We start from the raw sequence: 24,690 nt of genomic DNA, 5'->3' as shown, positions 1-24,690 counted from the left end.
AGCTTTTTTACCATTCATTTAAACTATATTTAGCAACCATACAATACTAATTACTAACAATATAATTGTCGCAATGTAAATCGCTAGCTTTTGTCCTTTTTTTAATGATTTTTCTTCATGTGTAAACAAGCTAAATAATGATCCATCTTTCCCCATCAGCAGTGCAATAGAATAAATCAATAATATAATCGCTATTATCAGTAACAACAATGCCACATAAACCATTTGCGATTGGCTCCTTTCGGATTTCAATAGTTATCATTTCTTATACGTACCTGCTAGCTTAACATTTACACTATAAAAATATATACCTATTTTCATATGATATTTTACAAATCTTGCAATGATTTACCTTGTTTTTTTATTCGTCTCACCTTAAATGGTGCATAAATTAATACGATTATAATAATGATTCCCATATAACCAATTACTGGATAGAAAAATGTCATTAAATCTGTAAAACCTGCAAAACTAATTGCAAAACCGATTAAAGTGAATATCGTATAAAATATTTTAAATTGTTTCGTTTCAATTTCAGTGAAACGTGTAGCTAATGAGTAAAACATACCTAGGCATGTGTTAAAAATCATTAAATAAATAACGATTGACATGAATACGCCTAATATAGGTGAAATATCATTGACTAATCCTAACATTGGTAACGGCAAGTGCCCAACTGTTTCAATCTTAGAAAAAATTGCCAAATGGCTAATCATAATCATTAAACCTAATACTATACCGCCAACTAAACCGCCCCATGCCGCTATTTTACTATTTTTCTCATTGCCTCCCATGACAATTGACATTGATGCACCTAATCCTACATTAAGTGAGACATAATTCACACCTGCGATAAACCAATGTGGGACAGCTGAGGTATGACTTTTAGCCAATGTATCCAATTCACTAAATGAACCTGACATCGTAAATAAACAATATATCGCAACGATAACAATACAGATAATCAATAGCGGCGTAATGTTACCAATCACTTTTACAACGTTATCCACACGTAACATTCCAAATACAAGTACTAAGATAACCATAAGAGCGGTACCGTACACAGCTGGTATGCCAAATTGTTGTTCAAAATTCGAACCTCCACCTGCAAGCATAACGACACCAAATCCAAATAAGGCAATAATGAGCACAATGTCTACTAACCATGCAATCACTTTGCCAAACATTGTACCACCAGTCAATTTATGTATCACGTCGTTATGTCCTTCAGCTTTAAATATACTACCTAGCCAAACTAACATCATACCTACGTAAGCGAATAACACGGTAGAAACAATTCCCGCGAGTATACCTAACGTTCCAAAGCTAGTAAAATACTGTAGTATTTCTTGACCTGAGGCAAACCCTGCACCCACGATGATACCAATGAATGCACTACCTATTAAAAATATCCTTTTCATATAAATCCCCTTCGTTAAAGTTACATTAAAGTTCATTTATAAACATTTACAAATGTCTATAACACTACTTTGCTCGCTTGCATCTTTGATCTTGATATAGGATGAACGAGCTTAAAATATGTTTGTGGTTTTCACAGAACCTTAAGTCTGTACCCGTTTTTCCTAGTCACCCAAACCTTTGTTACCTACCGAATTCTGTTTAAATTCAAAATTTTTATATCTTTTATTTTAAATTTATAAATACTGATATAAACTTAAAACATTCAAAATGCAAGCGTTTACATTTTTTATAATAACTTACTTACATTTGTTTATCAATGCTCGCATTTTTAATAATTAATGCTGAATTATGCTTAGATTCAATCAAAATACTAACTTAAACTGTTTAATGTTGTTACAATAATATAGGTTACTATTAATTTTTACTCGAGGAGTGATTTTGTGGCAGAGGAATACATTTATAAAAACACCGTGCAACCATCTTGGATAGATAATAATAACCATATGCATGATGCACAATATTATTCCATTTTCAGTGATGTTGTCGTTGGCTTTTTTGAATCAGTCGACTTATATGTTTCTTATCGACAAACACATGAAATTACCATTTTTAGTTTGGAGGCACATATTTCATTTTTAAAAGAACTTGTGTTAGATGATGCCTTTTATGTTAAAGTACATATTTATGATTATGATGCGAAAAGAGTACATTTATTCCTGACAATGTATAATGACAATGATGAGCGTATTGCTACATATGAAGTTATCATGATAGGTGTTAGTAAAGTTACACGTCGGAGCATGGCGTTCCCTCAACCTATACTAGAGAAAATACAAGCAGCTTTTAATATGCAAACGCCGTTTAATCCGCCATCACAACTAGGACACGTTATTGGTATACCTAGAAAATAAAAAAAGAAAAGTAGAACGGAGATGCTAACTTCCATTTCTGTTCTACTTTCTTTATTTTAAATAAGCTATTATATTGTTAGGCTTTAAACATGTAGTAAAGACTTTCTTTTGTATAAAGTAAATGTTTTTCATACGCTTCGTCACATTGATAATTCAAATCAATTAAACAACTTATATTTAAATTGATTGTTTGAGCAATTAAACTACGTACAAAAAACTCCGCTTCGACATCTCGCATTTCACCACAACGTATCATCTTATTGATTATCGGCTTTAAATGAGCAACTAAACGCTTATTAAATATTTCTAATAAAACTGTTTGAAATGTTTTACTTATCATAGCCTCATTAAAGAATATCTTTATCAGCATTCTATTTTCATAAATAAATTGAGAACGATTGTCCACAAATGTATTTATAAATATTTCCAAGTTGCTTGCACGATTCAATTCACTTAAGAATTCTTCTGCTACAGTTGGCGCTATATTATCTTTTATGATAGGCACTAAACCTGCATATAGCAATGCTTCTTTATTTTTAAACTGTTTGTATACTGTACCTTCAGCAACACCTGCCCGCTTCGCAATATCACTTGTACTTGTTTGATTATAGCCTTTTTCACTAAAGAGTACGAGGGCACTTTCAATCACTGAACGTTGCTTTTCAGTTAAATGTTCTAACTTAGGTACAATTTCTTCCACAATATCTTTAATATTTCGATTCATTTTTGATACCACCTATATTTAAACTTTTCTATAACGCTTCATTCCTAAAATATTCAATATCAAGAGCACTACAAAAATACCAAATAATATACATAAATTGATATAAATATCTTGTATACCAAATCCTTTAATCATGACATCTTGCATAGCTTGCCCCGTATAGAATAGTGGCATCAAATGTGCAAAGTATTGCAACCCCATATTCATCGACGATATTGGTATTAATCCTGCAAATAGCACTTGCGGTACAATTACAAGTGGTATAAATTGGATCATTTGAAATTCTGATGATGCAAAAGTAGACAGCAGTATACCGAAAGTTAAAGCTACGAGGGCCGTTAATACCGTTGTAGCTAAGACAAGCCAAATCGAACCTGCAACAGCTATATTTAACACATATATGGCATATATAACTACTACAAAGGTTTGTATCACGCTAAAAATACCATAACCCATTATATAACCATAAATAATATGACTGCGCTTAATTGGTGAAGACAACAACCGTTCCAACGTCTCTGAAGTTCTCTCTTTTAATAAACCGATGCCAGAAATTAAAAAAGTGAAGAAGAATACGAAAAATCCTATTAAAATGGGATTAATTGTATCAAAATATGTAGCATCTTTATCCCCATATAAATAATGTGTATTAACTTTTGTTGGCTTGCTGATATTTTGCTGATTATCTGTCATACTTTGACCTGAATTAGCATTATCAGGCATTTGCGATTGAACTTCCTCAAGTGCCTTTTTTAATGATTCTGTATTTTCTTTCATTTGAGTCATATTATGATTGGTTAACCATTTTTGGTTTGTAGAAGCCATGATGCCCTTATCAGTTGGATTATCATTAGCAAAAGTGACTTCTAACTCATTATTTTGCATATACATAAAACCAGTCAATTGATCTTCTTTTATTTTATCATCTATATTTTTATGGTCCTTAAAATTTTCTATCGTAATATCTTGTGACTGTAATTCATCTTTCAGTGATGCAGGAATATCATGAACGCCTACTTTCACACCATTCGAGTTATCTGAAACTGTAAATATATAATACAGTAATGTTAATATTAGCAAAGGTGCTACTAGTAATAACATTAACGTACGTATGTCTCTGATTGTTTGTTTGAAAATTCGTTTAGTAATATAAAATGCATTCATATTTAGTCCTCCATTTTCAAAAACACATCTTCAATTGATTCAGCTTGATATTGCGTTTTAATATCTTGTGGTGATCCTATTGCAATAATTTCACCATGATTCATAAGTAATAATCTGTCACAACGTGTTGCTTCATCTAATACGTGAGTTGTGACTAGAATACTTTTCCCTTCTTTTTTGGCTGCATCCAAATCCCTCCATACCGCTTGTCTAAGTTTAGGATCAATTCCAACAGTTGGTTCATCTAGTATCAATATTTGTGGATCTTGTAGAAAACTAATAGCCAAAGACAACCTACGTTTCATGCCGCCAGAATAGGTAGATACCTTTTTATCTAATGCTTCTTGAAGTTTTACCATATCACTACAAATTTCCACGCGTTTTTTGATGTCTTTTCTTTTTTTTATATATATACTTCCAAAAAATTCTAGGTTTTCTCTCCCCGTCAAATCTGTGTAAAGTGCATCACTTTGAGCCATATATCCAATGTCACCTAAAATTTTTCTATTGGGCATTTCAACTCCATTTATCGTTACCCAACCTACATCAATACGTTCCATTCCTAACATGCATTGGATTAGCGTTGTTTTTCCAGTTCCAGACGGACCAATTAATCCAACGATTTCACCTTTTTCAAAAGCAACATTTATATCTTCTAATACTTGTTTATTACTAAAAGATTTACTTAAATTATTCACTTCAATCATTTCTACACCCCACTCCACAAATAGTGAGTATACACTCACTTTATTGTTATATTACACTTCTAAATATAAAATGTCAAAATCATAATATGTTGATATTACTTTGACATTTTGCTATTTAGCTGTTAACTTTAAATAGAACGGTCATTCTACTAAGAAGAAAGTGTGAGACGATTGTCACAAAAGCGACAAGATATATTATCAACTGCTGAAAGGTTATTTTATGAATATGGGTTTCGTGGTATCGGCTTAAAGCAAATTATACAAGAAGCCAATGTAGCTACGATGACTTTATATAATCATTTTGAATCTAAAGACAATTTAGTTGAGGCGGTGTTAAAACAACGTGAATCTAGATATTGGCATTATTTAGACACTTATGTTGAAAAACAACCACACCAACCTTTTATTTCTGCAGTCAAAGCACATTGTCAGTGGCTTAATGATCATTCTTATAAGGGTGATATGTTTATGAGGGCTATCGAAGATTATGCGAATACAGATAACGAAATTGAAAATATTGCTAGAGGACATAAACAAAAGTTGTTAAATTACTTAGAGCAATTGGCAAATAATGCTGGTATCGTCAATGGATTGGATTTGGCAATTCAATTCACACTATTACTTGAAGGAACAACCTCAATGACAGCATTACTAGGTTCAAAAAAAGCTACATCGCACGCCATAACTATGGCTGATTTACTACTTAACGAAGCACACAAAGAAATTTAATTCTTAAACGAGCATGAGCATCTTACTTTATATACTCATCTCGTATTTTTTTAAAATTAAAATAGAATGAACATTCTATCTACTAAAGGAGAAATTTATAGTGAAATTTTCTAAACTTGTATTTCCTGGTATAGCTATGATAGCAACAACCTATGGTTTAGGACGTTTTAGTTTTGGTTTGTTTTTACCTGAAGTAACCACTGATTTACATTTATCTGCATCACAATCAGGGATTATTTCCTCATTATTTTATTTATCCTATTGTTTTACAATTATCTTTTCAACATTACAAACTGATAAAATTGGCCCTAAACGTATGATTATATTAGCAGGAATCTCTGTACTAATAGGTTTATTAGGGATAGGCATTTCAACAAGCGCAATCGTTTTATCTATCGGTGTCATCTTTGCCGGTGCGAGTACTGGACTCATTTCACCTCCATATGGCTACACCATTTCTTTATGGATTAAAGTGCATGAACAAGGAAAAGCAAATACTTGGATTAATTCTGGCACAAGTATTGGCCTTATGTTTACGGGTATAACAGCCATGTTCACTTTTATAGATTGGCGACAAACTTATTTTATCTATGCGATATTGGCACTTATCGTTTTACTTTGGAACTATCTCATCATTCCATCATTAAAGCAAAATATTAAAATTCATACAGGTTCATTTAACATTCGTGATATTTCAGCTAGTACACGTATCACGACTGCTTCTATATTATTAGGTGTATCTACTGCAACCTTTTGGACATTTTCCAAATCATTTGTTCAAAATACTGGTAATTATTCTGATATTGCACTTTCACTCTTTTGGATTTTGATAGGATTATTCGGCATGATAGGTGGCATATCAGGTGCAATTATTGATAAACGCGGACTTCGTTATGCATTTAATTTAGGTGTTATAGCACTTGCCATCGCAACAATCGCCCTTGCTTTCACACCCAAAATTTGGATTATTCCCTTTGTATCTGCTGCACTATTTGGTATGAGTTATATATTCTTAACTGGCGTACTTTTAGTTTGGGGAATTAAAATATTTGTTAAAAATGCCTCTTTAGGTATAGGCATACCCTTCTTAATGTTGGCTATTGGACAAGTGATTGGATCTACTTTTGCAGGATTATTTATAGATACGTTTAATTTTATGTTTACATTTATGATATACGGTTTAATTGGTTTTATTCCCCTATTTATTTATCCTAAAGTTGAAGCTCTCGAGAGCAAATTACCAGAAGGAGATTACAGTCAGCTACAACAGCAAAACGCTGAAGTTTTAAATCATGAAAATATGGATGATACACACGATCAATATGCGCATGATCAACATTACTAATATATAAAATTGCCTAGGAAATAATGATCCTAATCGAATGAACAGATTTTGCCTATAAAGTTCCCCATGAATATTGTTACATATTAATATTCGTGGGGACATATTATTGTTATAAACATAAAATTAATCCTTACTTTCTTAGTAAGGATACTTGAAATTAAAAAAGTGCTCTTGTATAGTAATAATTATCAGAAAATTCAAATATATAGGAGGGACAATGTATGTCTCAAAATCATTGGCATTTAGATACTTTATCGATTCATGCGGGTCAAGAGGTAGACGCATTCTCAAAATCACGAGCAGTACCGATTTATCAGACCTCAAGTTACGTGTTCGATGATACAGAACACGCAAGAAAACTTTTTTCACTAGAAGAACCCGGAAACATTTACACCAGAATTATGAATCCTACACAAAACGTTTTTGAAGAACGCATTGCTGCACTTGAAGGTGGTGTCGGTGCCCTAGCCACATCTTCTGGACAAGCTGCAATTCACTTAGCTTTATTAAATATTGTTGAAAGCGGTGATGAAATTGTAGCATCTTCAAATCTTTATGGTGGTACCTACAACTTATTTAATGTCACTTTCAAAAAACTAGGTATTAAAGTACACTTTGTGGATCCAAGTAATCCCGAAAATTTCAAAGCAGCCTTAACGGATAAAACCAAAGCAGTTTATGCCGAAACAATTGGTAATCCTAGAATAGACGTCTTAGATATTGAAAAAGTTGCTCATATTGCGCATGACCACGAGATACCTTTAATTGTTGATAACACTTTCCCAACTCCGTATTTATTACGCCCATTTGAGTATGGCGCTGATATTGTGATACACTCAGCCACAAAATTTATAGGAGGCCATGGGACTTCCATTGGTGGCATCATCGTCGATAGTGGTAAATTTAATTGGGATAATGGAAAGTTCCCTGGTTTAGTCGAACCGGATCCAAGTTATCATGGTGTTTCATATGCAAATGATGTAGGCGAAGCTGCTTATATTACAAAAGCACGCGTACAATTATTACGTGATCTTGGTTCTGCTGTTTCACCGTTTAATGTACATGAATTTCTAATTGGCTTAGAAACGTTACATCTTCGTTTAGAACGACATTCAGAAAATGCACTTAAAGTCGCACAGTTTCTTGAAGAACATCCTAAAGTTTCTTGGGTGAATTATCCTGGCTTGGAAAGTAATGCATATCATAATCTTGCTAAAAAATATTTACCTAATGGCCAAGGCGCAATTTTAACCTTTGGTGTGGATGGTTCAGTTGAAGATATTGCCAAATTTGTTGAATCTTTAAATTTATTCTCACATTTAGCAAATGTAGGCGATTCAAAATCATTAGTTATTCATCCAGCTAGTACGACTCATTTACAACTTTCACCTGAAGAACAACAATCATCTGGTGTCTTACCAGAATTAGTAAGATTATCAATTGGTACTGAAAATATTGATGATATTATTTCAGATCTTGAACAAGGCTTACAAATATTATAAAAACGTCTGCATGTCTTTAAGTCATTTGATAAAAATCTAATTCATTCAAAATGATTATGACGGTCTGCAATAGAATGGCTAAAACTTGAGCGAACAAGCTTACATTAAGTCCCACTGACTCAAATCATTTGAGAAGTGGGACTTTAATTGCTAATTAAATGTTAAAGGCTGAAACAATTAACTTTTATCAGCAGTATAATATCTAATTGTCTATGTAGACGTCGCATCGATAAAAATAAGACATGTTTTTATACTTGAATTTTATTGATTTAACTTTTTAAAACCTTTAAATTTCATTTTGCTGAAACGATAACGTCTAATCATTACTTAAGACACCTCGCAACGTAACCGCAGACAACCCGAAGGCTAACGTCAGCAATGCATATTGTTTATGCTTTTTACATTTAGTAAATTCTTTTTGAAATTACATAATAATATTGGGATAATAATGATAATTATTTATCAAGTCGGAGGTACGCTTTTGGATAACTACAAAGATAAAGTTACGATGAATGTGATATTACTTGCTGGTAAAATTTTATTGTCATCTGGCGCTGAGGTTTCTCGTGTTGAAGATACAATGAGACGAATCGCCATTTGTATGGGTTATTATAATAGCCAAGGATATGTCATTAATGTATTTATCAATTTTTCATTAAGTGAAGAACACGATACTCGAATTTTGCGTATTGATAAAAACAGTACTAATTTACTTAAAATATTTCAAGTCAATAATATTTCCCGTAAACTTACAGACAATCAACTTGCTATAGAAGAAGCTTTTGAAGCGCTGAAAAATATTGATAGATCCAATTTAAGTATTCCACTATGGAAAAAAGTGATTGCGGCAGGTATTATATCGTTAAGTTTTTTATACTTACAAGGCGGTACTTGGTCTGATGCAATTACTACAATTATTGCTGGTGCTATAGGATTTTTAATCGTTGAGTATATGCAAAGTAAATCACTCACCATGTTTATACCTGAATTTGTAGGTTCATTTATCTTGGGTACGACCGTTATATTTGGTTCAGAACTGTTTCAAGTCAATCAATCTTTCGGACCAGCTATGATTGCCTCCGTTATGCCAATTGTACCTGGTGTACTAATAACGACTGCGATACAAGATTTATTTAGTAGACACATGTTAATGTTTACAGCAAAATTTTTAGAAGCACTCGTCATTGCCTTCGCAATTGGTTCAGGTATTGCGATTGCTTACTTAATTTTTTAGGAGGTCACATAATGACAATTTTATTTACTTTTTTATGTAGCTTTAGCGCATCATACTTTTTTAATGTGATTTACGATGCCCCTAAAAAATTATTTTTTCCAGCTGGGTTTGCTGGCTCAATGGGCTATTTTGTCAGCTACATTTTAGAACAATCATTTGAAATGGATAGTATATATTCTAGCTTGCTTGGTAGTTTAACATTAGGTTTGCTTGCCCATATTATGAGTCGTATTTTCAAAGCGCCCGTTGTACTTTTTATGATTCCTGGCATCATTCCACTTGTCCCAGGTAGTATTGCTTTTAGAGCGACACAGCAATTGGTGACTTTAAATTTCACAGATGCAACCAATACCTTTATACGAGCGATTTTAATTGCAGGTTCAATTGCATTAGGATTATTACTTTCTGACCAACTATCTAAAACATTAAACATAAGAAAATATATTTTGATTAAGCGCAACAGACTATAAATCAACTTAAGCATTTTAGACATCAAAAAATAGCGAGCATCTGAAATTTCCATTAAATCATTTCAGATGCTCGCTATCTTTATGAATGTGCAAACTATTTTTATTGTTCATTTACATAATAAAGACCAGTAAGCACATTTTCTGCCAAATTACTTACTTTAATATGAAATGGTTTGTTTTGAATCAAATGGTGCTTTTGCGCATACGCTTCAATGTTTGCTTTATATGGTAATGCACTTTGTGTAACACCACCACCAAGAATAATATGATATACATTAAAGATATTAAATAAATTCGTACATAGTTGTTGTGTTAGTAACACTACTTCATTCATCATACGACTGATATTTTCATTGTCATTATTCATGTAGATGTCGATTGCTTCTCTAGTACTCACCACTTTTTGTAAAATATCACTCGCTTTACGACTGATCGCTAAACCTGACAGTTCATTTTCAACACATCCAAATTGGTGACACACCGGACATTGATAATCGCTATTATTTTTTATGATAGTATGACCAATTTCTCCAAAATTACCATCAATGCCAGTAACGAGTTGACCATTTCTTATATATGCCATACCAATACCTGTGCTAATTGTTAAGTATATGACATCTTCTACATCTGAATTTAAATATTGATATTCCGCTAATATCGCTGCATCAGTATCATTTACAAAATGTGGTTGAAATGCACTTTGCGCCTTTATAAAATCACCAGCATTAAAGCCTACATATTTCTGTAAATTAGGAGGATTCAAAAACAATCCTTCAGTATAATCACAAGGTCCTGGCATCGCGATATTCAATGTACTTTGCGCTACATTATTATATTTTTTGCTGAATTCATTTGCTATATTAATAATTTTTGTAAATTCTGCTTCCGGATGATCTACATCTGTCTCGAATTTTTGACTGTCAATCACTGATAAGTCTTGGTCTATAACCCCTACAATGGTTTTCGTGCCACCTATATCTGCGCAAATTTTAAGCATATCCATACACCTCATCACTCATATTATTACTTCAATTTTGGATAAAAAGAGGTGTAGGTTAAATGAATCTGCCTTAACGCAAATCCATGCCCTCACCTCTTAAACATTATACATAACTTATAATCATTGTCATATCACCGTTAAATGCTATGTTTTTATCTTCTGTCGTTAATATAAAATGTGTTCCTTTTTCTATTTTATAAACTTCATCATTCGTTTCTACATTACCATTACCCTTAACTATGGATACAAGACAATATGCGCTTGGTTTTTCATAATTTAATGCACCATTGATCATCCAGCGTTCGACCGTGAAGAAATCATTTGAAACAAATTGCGTATATGTTTGCCCTTGTCTCACCTCGTGTTTGGGTGTTGTATTGGGCGAAGTCGCAGCAAGATTAATCACAGCTTTACTCTGCGCTAAATGTAGTTCACGTTGGTTACCTTTGTTGTCAGTGCGCTCATAATCATAGATTCTGTATGTTGTATCGGAAGATTGTTGTGTTTCTAATATTAAAATACCTTCTCCGATAGCATGTACTGTACCAGCAGGCACATAGAAAAAATCTCCCGCCTTCACTTTAACTTTATGAAATAACTTATCAAATTGTTGTTGATCTATCATATCATTCAGTTCATCTTGATTTTCAGCGTTTACACCGTAAATAATTTCAGCATCTTCTTGTGCGTCTAATATATACCAACACTCTGTTTTACCGTATTCACCCTCATACTTTTGGGCATAGTCATTATCTGGATGGACTTGTACTGATAATTTATCTTTTGCATCTAAAATTTTAGTTAGCAATGGAAATTTAACATCACCTGAAACACCAAAAAGTGCTTTATCCTCATTCCACACTTCTTCTAAAGTTTTACCTTGATGCCTTCCATTTTCTATTGTATTTGTACCATTTGGATGCGCCGAAATCGCCCAACATTCTCCTGTATAATCACTTGGAATATCATAATTAAATGTTTTTAGAGCTGTTCCACCCCATATCCGTTCTTGAAATACAGGTTTTAAAAATAATGGCATTGCATGATACCTCCATTTAAATATCTTTTAATATATTATAAATCTGCTTACTATTTGTTGCATTTATTAAATTTTGCCTAGTTTCATCATCCATCAATGTTCTTGATAATCTTTGTAATAATTTGAGATGTGTGTCACTGCTATCACTTGGTACAGTAATTAAGAATATCAATTGAGGTAACGTTCCATCTAAACTTTCCCATTTCACGCCGTGCTTATTATTCATGACTGCTACGATAGGTGCTTTAACCGCATCCGATTTTGCATGAGGAATGGCTACGTTCATTCCAATCGCTGTCGTTGATTCCATCTCTCTCTTTAAGACATCGGATTTTAATTGTGATTGATCTGTAATATACCCTTGTTCATTTAAATTTTCTATTAACTGATCTATTGCTTCATCTCTAGATAAAGTTTGTTTTGAAATATGAATAACTTGTTCACTAAATACACTTTGTTCTTCTAATGCTTGATTATCCATCGTTGAAACATTATTTTTTTCTGTTTCTATCTCATTTTCTGATTGATCCATACCCATTTCAATATTATTCGTATCAACTGCAAGTGATGGCGTTTGTCTTCTTAAAATTAAAACCACACTCATTGTAACGATACTACCAATGATTACTGCAATAAAAAACCACAATATTTGATCAATTCCGCCTAGCACTGCAACTATTGGGCCTCCGTGTGCAACTCTGTCACCTACACCACCAATTGCAGCAATAACGGCAGCTACCATCGCACCAATCATATTAGATGGTATAATTCTAAACGGATCTTGTGCAGCAAATGGTATAGCACCTTCCGTAATACCGAACAATCCCATGGTAAATGATGCTTTGCCCATTTCAATTTCACCTTTATTAAACTTACGTTTATTGATAAATGTAGCCAATCCTAAACCAATAGGAGGTGTACATACTGCAACTGCAACCATTCCCATAACAGCATAGTTACCCTCCGCGATTAATGCTGAACCAAATAAAAATGCTACTTTGTTTACTGGTCCACCCATATCAAAAGCAATCATAGCACCAACTATTAATGCTAAAATAATAATATTTGTCCCTTGCATACTCTTTAACCAAGTTGTTAAACCTTCAAAAATACTCGCAATTGGTGCGCCAATCAAGAAGATAAAAATTAATCCTACAATCAATGAAGAGATGATTGGAATAATAATGATTGGCATAATAGGTGCCATCGCTTTAGGTACTTTAATATTTTTTATCCATTTTGCAATATAACCTGCGATAAATCCTGCAACAATACCACCTAAAAACCCAGCACCTGCATCACTACCATAAAAGCTACCGTCAGCTGCGATTGCGCCTCCAATCATACCAGGTACCAAACCAGGTTTATCTGCAATACTCACTGCAATATACCCAGCCAATATTGGAACCATAAAACTAAATGCTAGAGAACCAATATTTTCAATTGATTTCCAAAAAGAATCATCTGGTATAACTAAACCTTTTGATGAAGCCTCACCACCTAAAGTTAGAGCAATAGCCATCAATAATCCACCAACTACAATGAAAGGTACCATAAATGATACACCATTCATTAAATGTTGATAGACCATTTGCATCCCACTTTTTTGCTCTTGATCATCATCTTTTTGATTCGTATCCCCATTACGATCATGATGAATATGTCCGTCTTTATCAATGATACGTTGAATTAATTCTTTTGGTTTATGAATGCCTTCACGAACACTTTCATTTATAATTAATTTCCCATCAAAACGTGACAAATCTACTTGTCTATCGGCTGCAATGATAATGCCATCCGCTTCTTTAATTTCTTTTGATGTTAAAACATTTTCTGCCCCTACACCACCTTGAGTTTCTACTTTTATATTGACGCCCATTTCTTGAGCAGCTTGTTCTAACTTTTCTTGTGCCATATATGTATGCGCTATACCATTTGGGCACGATGTAATCGCTAATATTTTCATCATTTCATCCTCCTCACATTCAATTGTAAACGCTTTCTAATATTGATAAAAAAACATAATTGCCGTTATCAACGGCAATTATGTTTTGATGAGTTTAATCATATACTGTTTTAGATGTTGTGCATCCATAGTCATAAGTTGATCGACATCATACTCGTTTAATCCAGCTATCACATGTATGATTTTCTTCATTGCTGAGGTATCAGAATTTGCGATGGCTAAAAAGAACACTAATTTAACTTTATTTTGTTTCCATAGTAAGCCATGAGGGCATTTAAATATAATAACATGTGAACGCAACACTTTCGCAGGATCACCATGTGGCATACTAATACCATTCCCTATATATGTTGAAGCAAATTTTTCACGTTCCAATGCACTCTTCATATAACTTTCCGTAATAGCATGGTGTTTCATCAGCATTGACTGTGCGTTTTCAAAAACATGGGTTGCAGTTTCCTCATCTGTCATCGCTTGAACATCAAATTGAATTGCAGATATTTCATCCTGTTTCAACACAGGGTTTCTTTTATTATTGATAAATGATTTAATGTGATTTATATCATTATCCGAAAGCAAAGGGGATACCTCTATCACGTGTAATGTATCTGGTAAATCAGCAGTGTCAATGGGATGCGTGGTAATCAACATATCAACATTTGAAAAATTGTAATGAGACAGTCTCTCTAATTTTAAAGTATCAACAATATTTATATGACTATCTAGATTCGCAATTTTCACTTCCAACAAACTAGATATTCCTAAACCATAATAACAGGTTATCACAATGTTAACTTCGTCTTTTTTATTACGATCAATAGATGATTGAAAATGTAATGCTAAAAAAGCAATTTCATCTTCTACTAAGCTTAAATTTGAATCTTTAGCCAAGTATTTTACAGTTTCATACAATGCATTAAAAACAAAAGGATAGTATTTTTTGATCTCATCCGTTAATGGATTATTGATATATACATTTTTAGCGATACGCAAATACGCTCTGCTAAAATGTACTTGAATGTTTTCACGTAAAATATTGTCTTGAGTAAAATTGATACCAACTATTTTTTCCATTTGATGAATCATGCGCGCTACATAGCTTTCAACAAAAAAGGTTTCTATACCCAAATCATATTTATTAAAGTAATAACTAATGAAAAATGAAAATAACTTAGCTGTATCTTTCGATAATCCATAAGCTAATTTATGGTTGATATCTTCTATACACTGCATCGCTATTTCTTCAGCCTCTTCATTTATCACCCATGAATCTTCACTTATCTTTTCCCTTTTTATAATAATGACTAAATGAATGAGTAATTGTTGAATACGCATATCAGAAGTAAAAATATAATGTTGTGCTAATCTGTTTTTAATAATATGACATATGGTTTTGATGTGCGCTTGAGGTATTTCATTAAGTATCAAACCCTCTACCGTCTTTTCATTATTAGACAATTGATTTAAATGTAATATCGCATTCCTTATATTCATTTCATTACCAGTTATGGTAACACCTTTTTTCTTAATGACCTCAACGTTAATATCAAATGATGCACACCAAGCCTTTATTCTATTTATATAATCATTAGCTTCTGCTTTCGTTACCATAAATGCTGATTCTATTTGATCAATGGTAGTGGGTTTCTGATACATTAATAATTCATATCCAATTTTCATTAACTTTTCATTTTCTTTTGTTAAATACGAATGTATCAATGTCTCTAATTCTGTCTCATCATAATGGTCATGATTGAGTTTATATCCTTTCCCTTTAACACTTGTAATCAAGCGATTTATAATTTCACCATTAATGTATTGTATATCATTTCTCACTGTTCTATTGGAAACACTTAAATAATTAGCTATTTCATCTGCGCTTAGGTAATGATTACTGTTGTTCAACAATAACCTAATGAGTTTAGCATGTCTTATCAACATGATTGCACCGCGCTTTCTAATCGTTTAATTTTTTATTAAATTCAATATTAATATTTAAATACATTGTATCCATACCTTCATATTAAAGCAAGCAGTCACACTATGATACTTCTGACATAATGATGAAACAAAAATATGAGTACAAAATAAAAAAGTGGCAATTTCTATATAAAATCTAGAAATCGCCATTTTTTATGCTATGTGATACTTATGTTTCTCACTCTATATTAAATGAACTTAATTTTGTGCTATATGAATTGTTTGTCTGATATATTGATATGCTTCAACGAGCTGCTGTTCTTCTTGTTCATCCAATGTGATAGGATATCTTTGTACAATACCATGCTGATCAATTAATGTCGGCAAACTATACGCCCCGTCATCTAGCCCGTATTCCTGACTGATTGATGTTAGTGGCATAATTGTGCGTTGATTCAAAGCAATCGCTTGTATCAATGTAGTAGTCACCCTGGAAATCGCTGCATTGGTCCATCCTTTTTGATAAAAAACATCCATTGATACTTCATTGATAATTGATGTAATATGTGCTTTATCAATTACTGGTGATTGACTTAAAGCTTCATACTCTGATAGTTCCATACCATGAATGCGCACTTTGCTCCATACAGGCACTGCATACTGACCATGTTCACCAATAACAAAAGCTTCAACATTTTTAGGATCAATTTGGTAATGCTGAGCGATAATGGTTTTGAACCTTGAGCTTTCCAATGCTGTACCCGTTCCAATGATTTTATGAGTTGGATAATTGACTTGATTAGCAAAATATACCATCGAATCCACTGGGTTAGAAATTAAAATAATAATAGCTTCTTGCGTTACTTCAGCAATTTGTTTCATAACATTTTTTATAATATCATGATTATCTTGTGCCAATAGTGTACGATCACCATCGTTTTTATCCGTTTGTATACTTGCGGCAATTACTATAAAATCTGCATCAGCTAAATCTTGATATGCGCCAGCTTTAATTCGCACATGACTTGTATTAAACAATCCTTGCGAATGATTATGATCAAGCGCCTCACCGCTTGCAATTTCTTCTTTGCTATCAATTAATACAATTTCTGAAAATAAATTCAAATATTGAACGTCTGTCAATACTTGGCTGCCCACTCTACCAAGTCCGACAATTCCTAACTTAGACATGTGTAACCATACCTCCTCTGTTTGTTAAAACCTATATCATAAATTAATGTTTTTATTTTTCATACGGTATAACATCTTCATTATATTCTTTTTTTATGAACTTTTTCATATCTTCAGATTGTAAAACTTTTAATAGAGTTTGATACTTTTCATCATCTTTATGGCCTTTTTGAACTGCAATAATGTTAGCAAATGGTGATGATTTACCTTCTATTGCAATAGCATCTTTGTGTGGCGTTAAACCATTATCTATCGCATAATTAGAATTCATGATTACAGCTGCGCCTTCTTTACTTTTATATGTTTTAGGTAAAAATTCTGCACCCTGCTTATTGTTAAATTTGAGATTCTTTTTATTTTCCACGATATCTTCAAATTTGGCATCTTCAATTTTGACACCTTTTTTAATTTTTATTAATCCTTTATCTACGAAAAATGATAAGAAACGCCCTTCTTCAGCTGGATTATTGGAAACGTAGATTGTAGAGCCTTTAGGAATGTCTTTGATGTCTTTATATTTTTTACTGTATACGCCCATTGGTGTCGTAAATACTTTTCCTACTTCCTCAATATTATAATTATGGTCATCTCTTTCAGCCTTTAAATAAGGTACATGTTGAAAGAAGTTTGCATCAACATCACCTTTGTCTAAAAGTTTATTAGGTACTTTGTAGTCATTAACAACTTTGATTTCTAAATCATACCCCTTTTTCTTCATTTCATCTTTCGCATGTTTTAAAACTTCGCCATGAGGTGCTGGTGATGTAGCAATCGTGATTTTTTTATTTTCTTTATCTTTGGACGAACCACAAGCTACGAGTATTGCAGCAAAACATACTAAAATTGTTAAACTAATCAACTTTTTCATAACATCTCTCCTTAACCTTATCTGAAAATAAAATTCACTCATTATGTAAAAAAATACTTTCTCTTATTGTAATAAAGAGAAAGTATCCACCTTCTCTTATCTTTGAAAGTAATCAAGATTACTTTCTGTGAATTAGCACCATTTCGTTTAACGATGGTTGCCGGGTTTCATCGGGCACATCCCTCCACCTCTCTAAATAAGAGTCAATCCTATGTATTTGAGTTGTATTAATCCTAGCATTCCACTCATGTATAGTCAATAAATTTTAGAAAATTCTAATTAATTATTGATTAATCTAATGTTAATAAAATTGTTCCATGTGAAACGAATATATTTACACTATGAACCGGCAATGCACTCACATCTTAATTATTTAATTTGTTAGTTTACATAATGGTTTTACTTCTATTTTCAAATAAACATAATGATGTCCGTATATGAAACCACCAATATTGTGTGGGTTTTCTAAAATATAAAACATTCGTTTATAATCATTGTTGGCATTTGAAAATATAGATTTCTATTACGTTTTGTATAACAGTTAAGTGGAATATTAATACTGTACTATCTATTAGGAGGTAATACAATGACTTTTGAATTTAAACATGATTTAGGAACGACTGATTTACCAGAAGATATTCATTCAGCAGTAGCTTTAGAATTTTCTTTTGTCGATGCATTCGTTGCTTTAAATATAGATGTTAAAGGCATTGCTGATGATAATGATAGCACAAATTTAATATCACCAATTAAAGAAGCAGTTGGTAAATATAGATCTGTTGGCACTCGTATTGATCCAGATTTTGAATCAATTCGTTCTGCCTCTCCGCAACTTATCATTGGAGATGTTGATCGTCATCAAGATATATATAATGAATTAAGTGAGATTGCACCTACTATTTTATTTAGAAGTTTTGATGCTGGCTATCAAGAAACTTTAGAAATATTCCAACGTATTGGTACAGCAGTTAATAAATCTAAAGAGGCTAAAGAGCGCTTAGACAAACACAATGAATTAATCAATGATTTCAACAAGCAAATTGATATAGATAAAAACAAAGAAACATTGGCGGCTGTAGTTTCTGAACAAGGTATAACTGCACATTCTAACAAAACGTATGTAGGTGAACTTCTAAGTAAATTAGGTTTCAATAATGCACTTAGTGAAAACATTGCGGATAAACTACCTGCATACAGAGAATCAAATTATTTAGAAATGTCATACGAACAGCTTGTTGAGGTTAATCCAGAAAGATTAATTATAATGATTGATGAAAATAATGATGAAGATTTAAACAAATTACAAAACAGTAATCAATGGGACCAACTTGATGCTGTAAAAAATAATAATGTTCATTTCGTAAATAGAGATGAATGGTCAAAACTGCGTGGCTTATTTGCCTCTGAAGATATTGCAAAAACTTTAGCTAATCTTAAAGAATAATGTATCTTTATAATTGTATTATCAGTTTACTCGTTTTTTAAAATTAGTTATAAATGATGAAAGGTGCATTTGGTAAGATTGTTATAGATTTTAATAAGTAGGGCCATTGAAACACTATACCCGAAACTTACTAGAGTAAGCTTCGGGTTCTTTTAGATGTGCTGTGTTGACAATCGTAAATAATGCACAATGTAAAGCTATCCTCAATAACGGCATATTGTCCATCATTGGTAATATAGGCGGTTTCGCTTTACCATTCAGATGTATAAATAGTAAATAACATTAATATTTTGATTTCAAAGACATTTTTATCTCCACTAATATACACCATAATACTATGCTTTATTGAATATTATGTAATTAATTAAAAATCTGAGAAAGCCTTAACGATAATGCTGCTAAGGCTTTTTACAATAAAAAACATACATTAATAATATCTCGCATCAATGTTTATGCCACTTTCTAATAAATTTCTAAATCTAGTTTATTGGATTCATTCCAACTTTCCATGTTTTATAAGTTAATTTACCACCTTGCCTTTTAAACTTTTCATTACTTACACCACGTTCATAGGGTGCGGCAGCTTTTATATTAATATGAGGTGTGACGTTTAATAAGTTTGCATACCAGTCAGCCCAAACATTGCCATTTACAGGATCATCATCTGCTACATTATAAATACCCGAATCAAAGTTTAAAGCCTGAATTGCTGTTTCAATTGCATCATCTATATGAATAAATGATTGAACACCATCTGTGATTGAAATTTCATTATTCATAAATTGATTATAAATCATGCCGTCTTTACCATACCAAGTACCTGGACCATATAATAACCCATAACGCAAAATGACATAATTTTTTATTCGAGCTGTTTCTTTTTCTAATCCATCAACGCCATCTACTGTAATTTTACGATCTCCACTAGATTCGTAATCTAAAGGCGTATCCTCAGTTGCCAACCCATTACCGCCTTCATATGCGAAAGCAATGCTTTGTGATTGGATATGTTCCACGCCGTGCTGAATTGCTGCATCAACAAGATTTTTTGTACCTTCAATTCTAACTTTTGTGTTAGCTGACATATCAACTTGCTTTAAATCAGTAATTTCATTCATGATAATGTCTGGTTTGAAATCACCAATACTGCGTTCTATCGTTTCGTATTCTAAAATATTACCGATATATGCTTGAATACCTGCATTAACTAGTTTCTCCTCACCCTTTTTAGATGTTGTTAATCCAGCTACTTCATAGCCTTCTTCAAGTAAACGCTTTGTCAGTTTTGTGCCAATAAGACCTGTAGCACCAGTTACAAATACTTTCGTCATAATCATCCTCCTTCATGATTCACACTTTATAATCATTTTTATTTTTCTTGGCTAAATTTTATACTACTTTCAAAGATGATAATACACGTGACCTTCAAAAGCTTATGTAACATCTTAAAGGTCATGTTCATTATAAATATCAAAATAATGATATGAGCATGGTTCTACATTTCAAATAATTGCTATATAGTAATCACCACTTTCACTCCATGCTTCATTTATTAAATATACCCACAGCGTATTTAACAATAAACAATGAATTACGTTATATATCACTTGCTTTTGCAACTACTTAGCCAATCCATTACATAATCATCAAAAATTTAATGTTTTTATATTTTGGCTTAGATTATTAAGTCTCATTTCTCAAATATGAAGGATGTTCTTTGATATTTAAAATTTATTGTATATTATGCAATGAGCATGCCTTTAAATTTTCTGTTCATTTCCAATGCGTAACTTTGAACTTTTAGTGGTATATATATATAACAATATGAATCATTACATAGATTAAGGAGTGTTTAAGATGCGTATTTTAGTCTTAGGAGCAGGTGGAATTGGAGGCTATTTTGGTGGTCGTTTAGTAGAAAATCATAAAAATGTCACTTTTTTAGTAAGACCGAAAAGGAAATCTTATTTGGAAAGGAACGGCTTAGTCATCCATAGTGAGAACGGTGATTATAGTTTTACCCCTCAATTGATTACTAAAGAAGACAAAGCAGAACCATTTGATGTAATTTTACTATCTTCAAAATCCTATCACCTTGAGCAAGCAATCGATGACTTGAAACCATTTGTTGGGGACCACACAGTGATTATCCCACTGTTGAACGGTGTTGCACATATTCCAAAATTACAAGCTGTTTTTGGTAAAAATAAAGTCATGGGTGGATATTGCATCATTGAAACCTCATTGAATGCCACTGGTGAAGTCGTACAAACTAGTGATTTCGATAAACTTTTCTTTGGAGAATTAAATGGTACGAATAGTGATAGAGCTAAATTAATAGAAGATACTTTCGCTAATACAAAATCTGAATTTATATTAACTTCAGATATCATGCGTGGTATGTGGCAAAAATATCTAATGATTACAGTATTATCAAGTGTAACTACGATGATGCATGCACCAATCGGACCAATACGTGATAGTGAAGGTGGCACTGATTTTATCAAATCATTATATGAAGAAGTTTCATCCATTATGAGAAGTCACCAAGTGCCCATTGACGATACAATAGTTGATCAGTATATGAAAGGACTTACTAAGCTCTCATATCATTTCAAAACATCAATGCAACGTGATATGGAAAAAGGCTTAAATATCGAAGCCGATCACTTACAAGGCTATTTACTGAATTTAGCCGAAGAACATCAACTAAACGCACCATTGCTTTATGCTTCATATCAAAATCACAAAGTTTATAAAGAAATGCTTCAATAAAATCTTCTTAAAACTTAGCTAAAAATTATAAGGAGGCATATCAATGAGCTTAAATACGTACGCACACCCTTTTGATATCGCAACAAGCCTAAAACAACAAGAAATTGGCGTTTATCATGGACATACTTCTGACGATTATGCCAATATGGTTGGCCCTTTTGGTGGTGTGATTGCATCAACATTATTACGAGCAATTATAGAACATCCTGACTGTCTTGGTAGCCCAGTTTCATTTACTGTTAATTACGCAGCACCTGTCAAAGACGGCTCATTTATTATTAAGGCAAATCCTACAAGAACCAATCGTTCTACACAACATTGGTATGTTGAACTGTGCCAACATCATGAAATAGTTATCACAGCGACTGCAGTTACCGCAAAGAAAAGAGATACATGGTCTTCAACCGAATTAAACAAGCCAGAAGTGCCAGATGCAGAACGTGTAGACAGTTTATCATTAACTGAAGTCCCACCCTGGGTAAATCACTATGATATTAAAATAGTAAAAGGTGCACCTAGAGCTTACACAAAATCAAATCATGCAGATTCAGTTACATTACAATGGATGAAAGACAAGCCAAATAGACCACTAGATTATTTATCACTTGCTTCAATGTGTGACGCCTTTTTCCCAAGAATATACGTCCGTCGTGAAAAAGTTGTTCCAATAGGTACAGTTTCTCTTACTGTTTACTTTCATTCTGACACGGAAGCATTAGAAAAACACAATAATCATCATGTGTTAGGACATACACGGGCACAAAATTTTAATAACGGTTTTTATGACCAAACCGGCGAAATTTGGAGTGCTGATGGATCGTTATTAGCTACGACAACACAACTTGTTTACTATAAAGAATAAAACAACACAAAATCCTAGGTTTATGATTTTACATAGCCTAGGATTTTTATGATTACTGTTCTTTTATCGCTTTTTGGTTCGAACGTTTTTGTAATAAAATTGACACTACAGCGACAACAACAATTAAGCCAACAATACCAATGATGCCCAAATATTTTGCTACATTACCAAGCACGACACCCACTACTAAGAAATCTGTATCTGAGAACGTAGTAGCAGCACCACCTAAATCCCCTAAAAATGGCAAGAATAATAATGGTAGGAACGTGATTAATAAGCCATTTAAAGCTGAGCCAGCTACCGCACCTCTAATACCTCCGCGTGCATTACCAAAGACACCTGCCGTAGCACCCAAGAAGAAGTGTGCAACCACACCTGGAAGTATCACGACACCACCGAATAAGAATAAAATGAACATCCCAATCACACCTACAATAAAGCTGACAAAGAAGCCGATTAACACTGCATTTTGTGCATAAGGGAAGACTATCGGACAGTCTAACGCAGGTTTCGTATTGGGAACCAATTTTTCAGATATACCTTTAAATGCAGGCACTATTTCTGCAAGAATTAAGCGAACCCCAGTTAAAATAATAAATACACCTGCTGCAAATGTAACGCCCTGAATAAGTGAAAATACAATAAAGTTTTGCCCATCGCTGATTTCTGAATGTACGAAAGTAGGTGTAGCAAACAATGATGCTACAAAATAAAGCAATGTCATTGTTAAAGAAATACTGATCGTACTTTCTCTTAAAAAACTTAACCCTTTAGGAAAATTGATATCTTCAGTTGATTTTGATTTACTTTTAAATAATTTCCCAATTTCTCCAGCAGCCCAATAACTCAATGTACCAAAATGACCCAAAGCAACTTGATCGTTTCCAGTGATCTTTTTCATTGTAGGCTGTGCTAAAGCTGGTAATATTGCCATAATCAAACCTAAAATAATCGCCCCAATAATCACTGTTAACGTACCTGTCACATGACCAACTGACAATAATATCGCTAAAAATGCGGCCATATAAAATGTATGGTGGCCAGTTAAGAAAATATATTTCAAATTAGTTATACGTGCAATAATGATATTCACTAGCATGCCAAACACCATGATTAACGCTGCAGTCGTACCATATTGTTCCAGTGCAATTGATATGATCGCTTCATTATTAGGCACAACCCCCTGCACACCAAATGCATGTTGGAAAATTTTACCAAATGGTTCTAATGATTGCGTTACTACATTAGCACCCGCACTTAAGACTAAAAATCCTAAAATTGTTTTTATCGTACCTGAAGTAATATCAGTTGCTGACTTTTTCTGAACAATTAATCCAATCAATGCGATTAGGGCAACTAATATCGCAGGTTGACTCAAAATATCGACGATAAAATCAAGAATTGGCTTCATCGTCCC

At 32.9% G+C, this 24,690-nt stretch carries 22 protein-coding genes and 1 riboswitch; of the genes, 9 read left to right on the top strand and 13 right to left on the bottom strand.

Features of this window, described 5'->3' with window-relative positions:
• Window positions 1-18: 18 nt before the first annotated feature.
• Both JG554_RS01660 and JG554_RS01655 read right to left on the bottom strand, forming a co-directional pair.
• Window positions 19-225 (bottom strand): hypothetical protein, encoded by a 207-nt coding sequence (locus JG554_RS01660; protein ID WP_046206686.1) that lies wholly within the window; start codon window positions 223-225, stop codon window positions 19-21.
• Between the two features lie 104 nt (window positions 226-329).
• On the bottom strand, window positions 330-1,421 hold the full coding sequence (locus JG554_RS01655; RefSeq protein ID WP_046206685.1) for a YkvI family membrane protein: 1,092 nt from the start codon (window positions 1,419-1,421) through the stop codon (window positions 330-332).
• Window positions 1,422-1,862: 441 nt separating this feature from the next.
• Here JG554_RS01655 and JG554_RS01650 point away from each other — a divergent pair, with 441 nt between their 5' ends.
• Complete coding sequence (locus JG554_RS01650) at window positions 1,863-2,333, top strand: thioesterase family protein (protein ID WP_046206684.1); 471 nt, start codon at window positions 1,863-1,865, stop codon at window positions 2,331-2,333.
• 76 nt (window positions 2,334-2,409) lie between these two features.
• Here JG554_RS01650 and JG554_RS01645 read toward each other — a convergent pair whose 3' ends face one another.
• The 3 genes from JG554_RS01645 to JG554_RS01635 are packed head-to-tail and all read right to left on the bottom strand — an operon-like array spanning window position 2,410 to window position 4,928.
• Window positions 2,410-3,057 (bottom strand): TetR/AcrR family transcriptional regulator, encoded by a 648-nt coding sequence (locus JG554_RS01645; protein WP_070037241.1) that lies wholly within the window; start codon window positions 3,055-3,057, stop codon window positions 2,410-2,412.
• A gap of 18 nt (window positions 3,058-3,075) precedes the next feature.
• Window positions 3,076-4,221, bottom strand: a complete 1,146-nt coding sequence (locus tag JG554_RS01640) for an ABC transporter permease (protein WP_203265350.1) — start codon at window positions 4,219-4,221, stop codon at window positions 3,076-3,078.
• Window positions 4,222-4,223: 2 nt separating this feature from the next.
• Complete coding sequence (locus tag JG554_RS01635) at window positions 4,224-4,928, bottom strand: ABC transporter ATP-binding protein (RefSeq protein WP_046206681.1); 705 nt, start codon at window positions 4,926-4,928, stop codon at window positions 4,224-4,226.
• 171 nt (window positions 4,929-5,099) lie between these two features.
• Between JG554_RS01635 and JG554_RS01630 the strand changes: the two genes are divergently transcribed.
• From JG554_RS01630 to JG554_RS01610, 5 genes are all read left to right on the top strand, one after another.
• Window positions 5,100-5,657, top strand: a complete 558-nt coding sequence (locus tag JG554_RS01630) for a TetR/AcrR family transcriptional regulator (RefSeq protein WP_019468982.1) — start codon at window positions 5,100-5,102, stop codon at window positions 5,655-5,657.
• 100 nt (window positions 5,658-5,757) lie between these two features.
• Entirely contained in the window at window positions 5,758-7,002 is a 1,245-nt protein-coding gene (locus JG554_RS01625; protein WP_046206679.1) for an MFS transporter, read from the top strand.
• A gap of 221 nt (window positions 7,003-7,223) precedes the next feature.
• Entirely contained in the window at window positions 7,224-8,504 is a 1,281-nt protein-coding gene (locus JG554_RS01620) for a homocysteine synthase (RefSeq protein WP_064209205.1), read from the top strand.
• Window positions 8,505-8,985: 481 nt separating this feature from the next.
• The gene (locus tag JG554_RS01615; RefSeq protein WP_064209204.1) at window positions 8,986-9,738 is read left to right on the top strand and encodes a threonine/serine exporter family protein; all 753 of its coding nucleotides are present in this window, start codon (window positions 8,986-8,988) and stop codon (window positions 9,736-9,738) included.
• A gap of 11 nt (window positions 9,739-9,749) precedes the next feature.
• Window positions 9,750-10,208, top strand: a complete 459-nt coding sequence (locus JG554_RS01610; protein ID WP_046206676.1) for a threonine/serine exporter family protein — start codon at window positions 9,750-9,752, stop codon at window positions 10,206-10,208.
• Between the two features lie 100 nt (window positions 10,209-10,308).
• On the opposite strand, the gene JG554_RS01605 is transcribed toward JG554_RS01610, so the two are convergent.
• The 6 genes from JG554_RS01605 to JG554_RS01580 form a co-directional block, all read right to left on the bottom strand.
• Window positions 10,309-11,205, bottom strand: coding sequence for an ROK family protein (locus JG554_RS01605; protein ID WP_064209203.1), 897 nt, complete (start codon window positions 11,203-11,205; stop codon window positions 10,309-10,311).
• A gap of 106 nt (window positions 11,206-11,311) precedes the next feature.
• The gene (gene manA / locus JG554_RS01600; RefSeq protein ID WP_070037238.1) at window positions 11,312-12,247 is read right to left on the bottom strand and encodes a mannose-6-phosphate isomerase, class I; all 936 of its coding nucleotides are present in this window, start codon (window positions 12,245-12,247) and stop codon (window positions 11,312-11,314) included.
• Window positions 12,248-12,263: 16 nt separating this feature from the next.
• On the bottom strand, window positions 12,264-14,213 hold the full coding sequence (locus JG554_RS01595) for a PTS fructose transporter subunit IIABC (RefSeq protein ID WP_070037236.1): 1,950 nt from the start codon (window positions 14,211-14,213) through the stop codon (window positions 12,264-12,266).
• A gap of 78 nt (window positions 14,214-14,291) precedes the next feature.
• On the bottom strand, window positions 14,292-16,154 hold the full coding sequence (locus tag JG554_RS01590; protein WP_070037233.1) for a BglG family transcription antiterminator: 1,863 nt from the start codon (window positions 16,152-16,154) through the stop codon (window positions 14,292-14,294).
• 237 nt (window positions 16,155-16,391) lie between these two features.
• Complete coding sequence (locus tag JG554_RS01585; protein ID WP_070037230.1) at window positions 16,392-17,324, bottom strand: lactate/malate family dehydrogenase; 933 nt, start codon at window positions 17,322-17,324, stop codon at window positions 16,392-16,394.
• A 52-nt stretch (window positions 17,325-17,376) separates the two neighbouring features.
• Window positions 17,377-18,192 (bottom strand): MetQ/NlpA family ABC transporter substrate-binding protein, encoded by an 816-nt coding sequence (locus JG554_RS01580; protein WP_064209198.1) that lies wholly within the window; start codon window positions 18,190-18,192, stop codon window positions 17,377-17,379.
• A 93-nt stretch (window positions 18,193-18,285) separates the two neighbouring features.
• Window positions 18,286-18,395, bottom strand: a riboswitch (SAM riboswitch).
• 383 nt (window positions 18,396-18,778) lie between these two features.
• On the opposite strand from JG554_RS01580, the gene JG554_RS01575 reads away from it, so the two are divergent.
• Window positions 18,779-19,636: an ABC transporter substrate-binding protein gene (locus JG554_RS01575; RefSeq protein ID WP_046206669.1), complete on the top strand. Its 858-nt coding sequence runs from the start codon at window positions 18,779-18,781 to the stop codon at window positions 19,634-19,636.
• 479 nt (window positions 19,637-20,115) lie between these two features.
• On the opposite strand, the gene JG554_RS01570 is transcribed toward JG554_RS01575, so the two are convergent.
• Window positions 20,116-20,967 carry an NAD-dependent epimerase/dehydratase family protein gene (locus tag JG554_RS01570; RefSeq protein WP_070037228.1) on the bottom strand — a complete coding sequence of 284 codons (852 nt, stop codon included), beginning with the start codon at window positions 20,965-20,967 and terminating at the stop codon, window positions 20,116-20,118.
• A gap of 526 nt (window positions 20,968-21,493) precedes the next feature.
• Here JG554_RS01570 and panE point away from each other — a divergent pair.
• Together panE and JG554_RS01560 are read left to right on the top strand one after the other, a co-directional pair.
• Window positions 21,494-22,411, top strand: a complete 918-nt coding sequence (panE, locus tag JG554_RS01565) for a 2-dehydropantoate 2-reductase (protein WP_070037226.1) — start codon at window positions 21,494-21,496, stop codon at window positions 22,409-22,411.
• 43 nt (window positions 22,412-22,454) lie between these two features.
• Complete coding sequence (locus JG554_RS01560) at window positions 22,455-23,273, top strand: acyl-CoA thioesterase (RefSeq protein ID WP_070037220.1); 819 nt, start codon at window positions 22,455-22,457, stop codon at window positions 23,271-23,273.
• 52 nt (window positions 23,274-23,325) lie between these two features.
• On the opposite strand, the gene JG554_RS01555 is transcribed toward JG554_RS01560, so the two are convergent.
• The gene (locus JG554_RS01555) at window positions 23,326-24,684 is read right to left on the bottom strand and encodes a PTS ascorbate transporter subunit IIC (RefSeq protein ID WP_070037217.1); all 1,359 of its coding nucleotides are present in this window, start codon (window positions 24,682-24,684) and stop codon (window positions 23,326-23,328) included.
• Window positions 24,685-24,690 lie beyond the last annotated feature (6 nt).

The organism is Staphylococcus sp. 11-B-312, assembly GCF_016743055.1.
Classification (GTDB): domain Bacteria; phylum Bacillota; class Bacilli; order Staphylococcales; family Staphylococcaceae; genus Staphylococcus; species Staphylococcus ureilyticus.
This window is presented reverse-complemented; position numbering and strand designations above follow the sequence as displayed.

Excerpts from the sequence above, each read along its gene's own strand:
- JG554_RS01660 (WP_046206686.1), bottom strand. The coding sequence starts at position 225 with ATGGTTTATGTGGCATTGTTGTTACTGATAATAGCGATTATATTATTG.
- JG554_RS01655 (WP_046206685.1), bottom strand. The coding sequence starts at position 1,421 with ATGAAAAGGATATTTTTAATAGGTAGTGCATTCATTGGTATCATCGTG.
- JG554_RS01645 (WP_070037241.1), bottom strand. The coding sequence starts at position 3,057 with ATGAATCGAAATATTAAAGATATTGTGGAAGAAATTGTACCTAAGTTA.
- JG554_RS01640 (WP_203265350.1), bottom strand. The coding sequence starts at position 4,221 with ATGAATGCATTTTATATTACTAAACGAATTTTCAAACAAACAATCAGA.
- JG554_RS01635 (WP_046206681.1), bottom strand. The coding sequence starts at position 4,928 with ATGATTGAAGTGAATAATTTAAGTAAATCTTTTAGTAATAAACAAGTA.
- JG554_RS01620 (WP_064209205.1), top strand. The coding sequence starts at position 7,224 with ATGTCTCAAAATCATTGGCATTTAGATACTTTATCGATTCATGCGGGT.
- JG554_RS01610 (WP_046206676.1), top strand. The coding sequence starts at position 9,750 with ATGACAATTTTATTTACTTTTTTATGTAGCTTTAGCGCATCATACTTT.
- JG554_RS01605 (WP_064209203.1), bottom strand. The coding sequence starts at position 11,205 with ATGCTTAAAATTTGCGCAGATATAGGTGGCACGAAAACCATTGTAGGG.
- manA (WP_070037238.1), bottom strand. The coding sequence starts at position 12,247 with ATGCCATTATTTTTAAAACCTGTATTTCAAGAACGGATATGGGGTGGA.
- JG554_RS01595 (WP_070037236.1), bottom strand. The coding sequence starts at position 14,213 with ATGAAAATATTAGCGATTACATCGTGCCCAAATGGTATAGCGCATACA.
- JG554_RS01590 (WP_070037233.1), bottom strand. The coding sequence starts at position 16,154 with ATGTTGATAAGACATGCTAAACTCATTAGGTTATTGTTGAACAACAGT.
- JG554_RS01585 (WP_070037230.1), bottom strand. The coding sequence starts at position 17,324 with ATGTCTAAGTTAGGAATTGTCGGACTTGGTAGAGTGGGCAGCCAAGTA.
- JG554_RS01580 (WP_064209198.1), bottom strand. The coding sequence starts at position 18,192 with ATGAAAAAGTTGATTAGTTTAACAATTTTAGTATGTTTTGCTGCAATA.
- JG554_RS01575 (WP_046206669.1), top strand. The coding sequence starts at position 18,779 with ATGACTTTTGAATTTAAACATGATTTAGGAACGACTGATTTACCAGAA.
- JG554_RS01570 (WP_070037228.1), bottom strand. The coding sequence starts at position 20,967 with ATGACGAAAGTATTTGTAACTGGTGCTACAGGTCTTATTGGCACAAAA.
- panE (WP_070037226.1), top strand. The coding sequence starts at position 21,494 with ATGCGTATTTTAGTCTTAGGAGCAGGTGGAATTGGAGGCTATTTTGGT.
- JG554_RS01560 (WP_070037220.1), top strand. The coding sequence starts at position 22,455 with ATGAGCTTAAATACGTACGCACACCCTTTTGATATCGCAACAAGCCTA.
- JG554_RS01555 (WP_070037217.1), bottom strand. The coding sequence starts at position 24,684 with ATGAAGCCAATTCTTGATTTTATCGTCGATATTTTGAGTCAACCTGCG.